The 8,641-nt window shown below is 37.2% G+C and carries 7 protein-coding genes, 1 pseudogene and 1 other annotated feature; all 8 genes and pseudogenes read left to right on the top strand.

The features are described from left to right. Window positions 1-286 precede the first annotated feature (286 nt). The 8 genes and pseudogenes from BCAMP_RS11175 (at window position 287) to BCAMP_RS11135 (ending at window position 8,191) form a co-directional block, all read left to right on the top strand. On the top strand, window positions 287-1,267 hold the full coding sequence (locus tag BCAMP_RS11175; RefSeq protein ID WP_035315659.1) for a hypothetical protein: 981 nt from the start codon (window positions 287-289) through the stop codon (window positions 1,265-1,267). A 37-nt stretch (window positions 1,268-1,304) separates the two neighbouring features. Beyond that, entirely contained in the window at window positions 1,305-2,162 is an 858-nt protein-coding gene (locus BCAMP_RS11170; protein WP_051457068.1) for a sensor histidine kinase, read from the top strand. A gap of 128 nt (window positions 2,163-2,290) precedes the next feature. Next, entirely contained in the window at window positions 2,291-2,659 is a 369-nt protein-coding gene (locus BCAMP_RS11165) for a GntR family transcriptional regulator (protein WP_035315658.1), read from the top strand. Then, window positions 2,656-3,528: an ATP-binding cassette domain-containing protein gene (locus BCAMP_RS11160; protein ID WP_035315657.1), complete on the top strand. Its 873-nt coding sequence runs from the start codon at window positions 2,656-2,658 to the stop codon at window positions 3,526-3,528. The genes BCAMP_RS11165 and BCAMP_RS11160 overlap by 4 nt, the downstream gene beginning before the upstream one ends. Continuing rightward, a complete protein-coding gene (locus BCAMP_RS11155) occupies window positions 3,518-4,249 on the top strand; it encodes a hypothetical protein (protein WP_035315656.1) in 732 nt (243 codons plus the stop codon). Before BCAMP_RS11160 ends, BCAMP_RS11155 begins: the two co-directional genes overlap by 11 nt. A 106-nt stretch (window positions 4,250-4,355) precedes the next feature. Beyond that, window positions 4,356-4,967, top strand: a complete 612-nt coding sequence (locus tag BCAMP_RS11150) for a superoxide dismutase (protein ID WP_156921232.1) — start codon at window positions 4,356-4,358, stop codon at window positions 4,965-4,967. Window positions 4,968-5,215: 248 nt separating this feature from the next. Next, window positions 5,216-5,420: a binding site (T-box leader), on the top strand. A gap of 62 nt (window positions 5,421-5,482) precedes the next feature. Continuing rightward, window positions 5,483-6,746: pseudogene (gene tyrS, locus BCAMP_RS11145) on the top strand (tyrosine--tRNA ligase). Window positions 6,747-7,438: 692 nt separating this feature from the next. Further along, complete coding sequence (locus BCAMP_RS11135; protein ID WP_035315653.1) at window positions 7,439-8,191, top strand: hydroxyethylthiazole kinase; 753 nt, start codon at window positions 7,439-7,441, stop codon at window positions 8,189-8,191. Window positions 8,192-8,641 lie beyond the last annotated feature (450 nt).

The raw sequence follows: 8,641 nt of genomic DNA, 5'->3' as shown, positions 1-8,641 counted from the left end.
TCTGTTTTTAACCGGATTGAAGATACTAGGATGTTCAAGACAACGATTGATAATGTCTACAATTTTTTTAAAGAAAAAGTTCCTCGGCCAGTGCTTTTTATCAAAAACACAAAGAAAATAAAACATATTGTGGCAGACGACCGATCATTTTAAGTACGGATCAACAAACTTACATTCAGAAAATGACGGCTAAAGGTTAGCCACCTGATGTATAGCTATCTCATGTTCTGGTAGAACACTCTATCGCCTATTTAAAGCCAACTACTTCGGTATCACAAAGCTACCAATGAAAGGTAAACGTAAGCCAAACGAACAAAAGGAAGTAAAAACAGTGCGTGATTTAAAAGCAGAACTAGCAAAAATCAGCGAAGATAAGCAGACGCTTTATTTTGATAATACAGCAATTATTAAATGGGCGAATGAACGATTGATCGCAAACTACAAAAAGGAAAGACCACCGTCACAGTTACAAGAGACAAGTTCCGAGACGATTGATGATGAGTACTATTATTATTTGGAAAATGTCACGAAGAAAACGAGTATAAGTAATATGCCGCAATTAGCTAAGAATGCATCAAGTAGCGAGATACGTGATCAATTTCACTCGCTTTTAAGCATGAAAGGCATAGATCCTAGTGATTTCTCACAATTAATTAACGAGGAAACAGTTGTTGTTGATGTGCCAGCGATGATTATCAATGATATTGAAGGTGATGCAATCAAGGAAACAAGTGATGTGATGTATGAGACGTATGCGATTAACAAAGCGCAATTGTCGCATTTTTTAGACAATAAACAACTTTCACAGCGTACTCGGATAATAAGCAGTGTGTCCTTAGTTCTAGGTTTACTATTACTTGGCGGTGCCACTCGGTTCATCCTTAAAGAACAAAATGACATCAAAAGTGCTTTACAACCCGTCACAATCACCACCGCAGTCGCCACATTCATAATCGGTATCGGCAGTGGATTAGTGCTTTTAATGTCAAATGAGATGCGGTGGCCGGTATTATTATTCATCAGTGTGCCGGTAGTACTTGCTGTTTCAGGAATACTTGTGCTGATTGTAGCTAGTAAAAAGAAGTGGCAGAGTATCTATGATGGTAAATTAGGTATTTACGTGAAACTGCCAATCATCGTTCACGGGCTGATTCTCCCCGTTCTCGGATTGATTTTATTAGTAACTTTAATCGTAATTTATCAAGATAACTTTTTTTGGTTTGTTATTACTGTTAGTGACGCTCGGATTATATCTTGTTTGGTGTAGTCTACCGTTTATCTATCGCTATCAACGAAGACGACAATTGAAACGAGCAATCGCAAACAGTTTACCACGTCATTTATTGACTGAGTTTGTCCCAGATGAAGTTTTAACTAATAAAGAGCCTCAAACAGTCGCTACACTATTCGCTGAATATGAGCAACTTCGCCAACTTATTTTACGTAAAATGAAACAAACGACAGCAAGTGAAACCTTAAAAACAGATTTGTTAACAAATGTAAGTCATGATTCACGCACGCCTTTAACAGCAATTATCAGTTATAGTGACTTGTTGCAGGCCACTGCTTTAGAAACGGATGAGCAGCAACAATATCTTGCGATTATTCAAGAGAAGGCGCAGCGTATGAATGAAATGATTACGGATCTATTTGAAGTAACGAAGATGGATAATGGTGCGGTGGCACTAAACTATGAAAACATAGATATCGTTGCGTTAATACAACAAATGATTGGTGAGTACAGTGAAGAAGCGGTTGAAAACCGTTATACGTTACGCATAACTTATTCCCAAGAAACGATAAGGTTAACGATTGATGCCAATAAAATATGGCGTGTATTGGATAACTTGTTGAAAAACTGTATGAAATATAGTTTGCCAGAGTCACGGATTTATCTGAAAGTTAGCGAAACAGCCGATGGATGTCGACTCGTTATTAAAAATATTTCACGGTATGAATTAGATGAAGATGCTCCTTTGTTGATTGAACGATTTAAACGCGGAAAGTTCGATGAAGCAAGGCAATCAGATGGTTATGGTTTAGGCTTGGCGATTGTTGCTTCGATTATTAATTTACACAAAGGAAACCTCGACATTAGCGTTGATGGTGATATGTTTAAAGTTGTCATCGACTTACCGAAAGGGCCACCAGTTACAGTGTAATAATAGCACTAGCGTTCTGTCTGTTCTCATTACGAGAATAGCAGGACGTTTTTTTGTTGACAAGGAGAAGAATAGGTTATATAGTTAGTTACATAAGTAACTAACCTAATCGATTAGGGGGAGTCATAATGGAATTTAACAGCACGAGTCGTTTACCACTGTTTCAACAGGTGGCAGAACAAATTGAAGAGGCTATTTTAAATGGCTCATTTAAAGAAAATGCACAAATTCCATCCACAACTGAAATATCAAAGGCGTTTCAAATTAACCCAGCGACGATTTTAAAAGGGATGAATATTCTCGTTGAACAAAATGTTTTAGTTAAACAAAGGGGGATAGGGATGTTTGTTGTGGACGGTGCGCAAGCTCAATTACAACAGCAACGCTCGCAACAATTTTTATCTACCAATCTGGTGCAATTTATTAAGGAAGCACAACAATTAAATATCACAGCAACACAACTCATTACATTAATTGAAAGAGGGTATGAAAGATGACACTAACGATAGCGAACTTAAGCAAGGTTTATAGTAGGAAACAGGTACTCTCGAATGTGACACTCGAATTGAAAGCAGAGACTATCTATGGTTTACTCGGACGCAATGGTGCGGGTAAAAGCACGTTATTGAATATCATCAATAACCGTAGCATTGCCACAGCTGGAGCAGTAGAACTAGACAGTATGCGTGTATACGAAAACGAAACGTGTTTGAATCGACTGTATTTGATGAGTGAAGACACTTTGTTTCCGTCGCAGATGAAAATTAAGCAAATGTTCAAACAGACCGCCGCGTTCTATGACGGCTTTGACGAAAATTTCGCTAAAAAGATGTTAACTGCCTTTGGTCTTGATGCGAACAGCTCGCTTCGTAAACTATCAACCGGTTACCGCAGTATTGCCAAACTAATTGTGGCTTTAGCGGTTGATTGTGATTACATCTTTTTGGACGAACCCGTTTTAGGATTAGATGCGCATCATCGTGAACTGTTTTATCAGTTTTTGCTCGAGACTTATCAACAAAAGCCACGCACCTTTGTGATATCGACCCATTTGATTGATGAAATTACGTATTTAATTGAAGAAGTGATTATAATGAATGAAGGTGAAGTTATCCAAGCGGCATCGACAGAAGAAATACTCCAAACAGGGGTGGCTATTACAGGACCAAGTGAATTAGTTGAAGCGTTCGTTGTCCTTGTAAAGGTCCTGGATAAAGAAACATTCGGTGGAACAATGACAGCTTATGTGACGGATGCTGATAAATTAGGTGCAGAGCTCCCCGAACAATTGCGACTAACGCCACTGAACTTGCAAACCTATTTTATTAAATTAACGAAAGAAGGCGGGCAAACAGATGAAATTTAAAGCGGCACTCAACTATCAGTTTAGCTATCAAATACGTGCATTCCTTATATATAGCGCTATCTATATTACTTCGGCTATTATTTTCCCGTTAATTGGGCTTTATTTTAGCAATACAACCGAGGTAATCAAATCAGATGTACTAATATCACCGCTTGTATTCATGGTGATATTAATGGCGGTGGGGAGTAAAATCGCATTTAATTTGTTTGTACAAAATAGCACCTCACGCCAGACAATTTTCTTGTCGTTACTAGTGAGTAATGGTGTCATTGCGATAATGACGACAGTTCTTAATATGCTATTAATTACGATAACAAATCATTTTAGTAACGGAAGTTTACAGTTATACAACTTCATTGGAAAAATCTATCGGAATGATCCGTTTTTCGGGATTGTGGCAACTTGTTTCTTTGTATTCTTTAGTGCGGGTTTGTTAGGCATGCTGATTACCACCTTTTCACAGCGTTTTTTAACAACGACAAAATTACTCGTGAGTGCAGGGATTGTCTTTTTAGGTATCATTCTTAGTATCGTTTATCAATTTTGTAATGAACAGTTGCAACAATCTTTTCAAACGTTCGTTCCCCGTTTGTTCGGTTTTACAGGCAATCAACCACAGGTGTCCTCCTTTATGTTAACGGTTGTCATTGTAATTATCCTAGAAGCAGTATTCCTTTATTTGATGAACCGTCATCGTGAGATAAAAACCAAGACAGCCTAAGAAAAAAAGGGTCTAAGCCGATAATCATCAAGCCGAAACCGTGAAAAACACCCTTAAATATGTTATCTTTGTTATAGTAATAAAAATAGATTCAAGGGGGCAACATATAATGACTTATACTTTACCAGAATTACCTTACGAATACGCGGCGCTTGAGCCACATATTGATGCAAAAACAATGGAGATTCACCATACTAAACATCATCAAACGTATATTACAAACGTAAACAATGCGTTAGCTTCATACCCAGAATTAGCAGCTAAATCAGTTGAAGAATTAGTGACAGACTTAGCATCTGTACCTGAAGAAATCAAAGGTGCTGTACGTAACAATGGTGGTGGACATGCCAACCACTCATTCTTCTGGCAATCACTTTCTGCTAACGGTGGCGGTGCTCCTGTCGGTGAATTGGCTGCAGCAATCGATGCAACATTCGGTTCATTCGAAGCGTTCCAAGAAAAATTCTTAGCAGCAGCAACAACTCGTTTCGGTTCTGGCTGGGCGTGGTTAGTTGTAACTGATGGCGAATTAGCGGTTATTTCAACACCTAACCAAGATTCACCGTTAACTGAAGGACATACACCATTAGTTGGAATTGACGTTTGGGAACATGCTTATTACCTAAACTACCAAAACCGTCGTCCTGACTATGTTAAAGCCTTCTTTAACGTCGTTGACTGGAACAAAGCTAACACGTTATATAACGCTGCGAAATAGTCTTGAAAGTGAAGTCAACCGGTTAGAAGCAACCAACTTGGAAGGGCAAGCGACTATTTACCGTTGCTCCCATTTTTTCTGAAAGTTGAAAGCTTCTGGTTGAAGTAGCTGGACAATAAAAGTGGAATCAACTGATTAGAAGAAAAATGAGAGCACTTTGAGAGAGCCATGTGGCTCTCTTTTTTTAGGGTTAGTGTAGTTGACAAAACGCATAAAATTCTCTAGTATAAGGGGTAACAACTTCATGAATCGATGCAAAGAAGGAACGAAGTAAATCCCTTATCCCTAGTTAAGAGAGCTTGTGGTCGCTGCAAACAAGTCTATATAAGGTGTTGAATTACACTCTGGAGCATTTGTACAGCAATGTACAACGGGTCATACCGTTAACTATACAAGCAGTAACCGTAATGGTTATTAAAATAGGGTGGTACCACGGTAACTATCGTCCCTTCGTTTCATTGTGAAACGGAGGGGCTTTTTTTGTGTCCATGAAGATAAAAAAGGAGCTGGCTGGAATGAACATTATTGAAGAATTACAATGGCGTGATGCGATTTATCAACAAACAGATGCAGCAGGGTTAAAAGAGTTAACTGAAAAAGAAACGTATTTCATTATATTGTGGCATGGATCCAACCGGAGATAGTATGCATATCGGTCATTTAATTCCATTTATGGTCTTACGTCGTTTTCAATTAGCCGGTCATCGTCCGATTTTCTTAATGGGTGGGGCGACCGGTTCGATTGGTGATCCGAGTGGTAAGGCAGAAGAACGTCAATTACAATCGATGGATCAAATCAATGCGAACGTTGAAGGTCTCCGTGCACAACTTGAAAAATTGTTTGATTTTTCAGGAGAGAATGCCGCGGTCTTGGTGAATAACTATGATTGGACAAAAAACTTAAACGTGTTGGATTTCTTACGTGACATTGGAAAACGTTTTAATGTTAACACAATGTTAAGTAAAGATATTGTCGCGAACCGTCTTGAAACAGGGATTTCTTTTACGGAGTTCAGCTACCAAATTTTACAAGCGATGGACTACAAACATTTATATGAAAACAATAACTGCCGTTTACAAATCGGTGGTAGCGATCAATGGGGGAATATTACGGCCGGTTTAGAATTAATTCGTAAAGAACATGGTGAAGCATCGAAAGCCTTTGGTTTAACAATTCCTTTGATGTTAAAATCAGACGGTACTAAATTTGGTAAAACGGCTGGTGGAGCTATTTGGTTAAATCCAGAAAAAACAACCCCTTATGAGTTTTACCAATTTTGGTTAAATACGGATGACCGTGATGTCGTGAAATATTTGAAATACTTTACTTTCTTAGATGAGGCAACGATTACTGCTTTGGCAGAAAAAGTGGCAAACGAACCGCATTTACGAGCTGCCCAAAAAACATTGGCAAGTGAAATGACTATTTTTGTTCATGGTCAAGCCGCGTTAGATCAAGCGATTAAAATTTCTGCAGCCTTATTCAGTGGAGATATTAAAGTGCTAACTGCTGATGAAATTGAAGTTGGCTTTAAAGATGTGCCAACATTCACGGCAGCGAAAGAAACAGCGTTACCAATTATCGATTGGTTGGTTGATTTGAAAATCGAACCGAGTAAACGCCAAGCACGAGAAGATGTAACTCATGGTGCAATCTATATTAATGGTGAACGTCAACAAGATACAACAAAAATAATTGATGCAACCGATCGTATTGGCGATCGCTTTACAATCGTCCGTAAAGGGAAGAAAAAATATCATTTAGTTAATTATAAGTAATTAAAGCAACTGTAAACCGTGATTCTCCGTGAGACTTAAAGAGATAAAAATCGTGTAACTAAAATAGTAGTGGCTGAAGAGCCACTACTATTTTTATTTACCGTAATAGAAGTTAAAGGTTTAGTAAAAAAGATAGCGGGTATAATAGTAATGTAACAGGTCACCAGAAAATCGGAGGGAGTGATAACAATGATACGACAAGAACTTCGTCAACGTCACATGTTATTTCAACTGACGATGGTGCGTGCACCGGAACGAACAGATAATACATAAGGCTATTGCGAGTCCACCGGGACGCCCATTCGTAGATGTTAAACGAACATGTGCAAAAGATTGTAACGAATCGTGAGCAATATGAAGTTAAAGCATTAAGAAGGGTTAAGCAGTCAAATGAACAAAGCAAGAGAACAAAGCAAGAGAACAAAGCAAGTGAACAAGTGGAAATTTGCATTGGATCGGATAATAAAACACAAATTAATTGCGCCTTTTATACAAAAAACTGCAGACTATTTATAAGTGTTTAACTAAAGCTCATTAGTGAATCTGAAGTTAAAATGATGGTTTGCATGTCACTAGTGTATAATATTAATTAATTTAGAGGGAGGGTGTGTAATTCAGCACTCTCTTTTTTTGTTACTTACTGATATGATATAATACTTATTATACAATCTAAAAAGAAATGGAAGGTGTTCGTGATCAAAAAGATAAACAAATTGTTAACAATACCTAATAATAACTCGAAGTTACTATTTATTCGTAATGAACAAATAAAACTATCTGATTACTTTAGTGCGATTAACCTTTCATATGACTTTTTAACGTATCAACAACTTTTTTTGAAACCAAAAGAGCAACTAGCTGATTATGATGTTCTTGTTTTAAGTTTCGGAAAAATAACAGTTAATAAATTTGAGTGTTTATTAGCTCTTGGCAAGCAAGCTAATAAGAGAAAAATCCCACTTTTATTTAGCTTGGATGGATTGAGTGACAATAGCGTAAGTTTTCAAGCATTTGATAAGTTAAGTAATCAATTGACGTACACTGTGATGATTGGAAATTATCAGGATGTAATGGCGAGTGCTGGCTATAAAGGTGAACCTGGAGAATCACATGATATGGAATTAATAAAAAAGATAGCACGAGTTTATCGAAGTGTCGTTGTGATTAAAACAGAAAAAATCACAATTACTGATGGTGAAAATTGCTTTATTATTAATGATATGCAGGATCAATTGGCAATTTATGATATTACATTAATAGAGGCGCTCATTTCCCGCTATTTGGGAGAGAACAATGAACAGAAAATCATAAAAAAAGTCATTTTAGCTTGTCAGCATTATCAGCGAATTTTGGGAGCAATTGAAGCGGGGCCAAAACAACAACAAATATTAGAAATTATAAATACAGTGAATTTAACTGAAGCAATCAGTGGAACTGATATATGACTCAAGTGAAGGTCAGTTAAATCAAAATAAAAAGGACAGACGGCACAAGGCTATAGCTAAACACTGTTCTAGCTTGTTAAGTCTTGTAAAATGATCGTTACCTGTGTGTCATGTCGGAATGAAAGTGAAATTAACCGGTTTGAAGCAAACAAGTTGGAAAAAAAGTTAATTATAATTTTCTACAATCCGAGACAGTGCAAACGACACTGTCTTTTTTGGTTCTATAATTTATGGTGTTGGTGAATTTTCACTGATGCCTATTTTTCCGCGAAAAAATAGCAACATTTTCAAAATCCCTATAATATTAAGTCATCACAACAAATTTATAAGCGGGATTCGACAATGTCAGCTATCACTTTTAATAATATCGCGAATTCCTCTGGAATTACAGATGAAACTATTTCTTTTCCAAAAACATGGTGTTTAACTCAGTTAATTAAAGGTGTTTTA

It is taken from the genome of Brochothrix campestris FSL F6-1037 (assembly GCF_000525915.1).
Classification (GTDB): Bacteria; Bacillota; Bacilli; order Lactobacillales; family Listeriaceae; genus Brochothrix; species Brochothrix campestris.
Note: the sequence above shows the minus strand (reverse complement) of the source record. Positions and strands in the feature narration are given on the sequence as shown.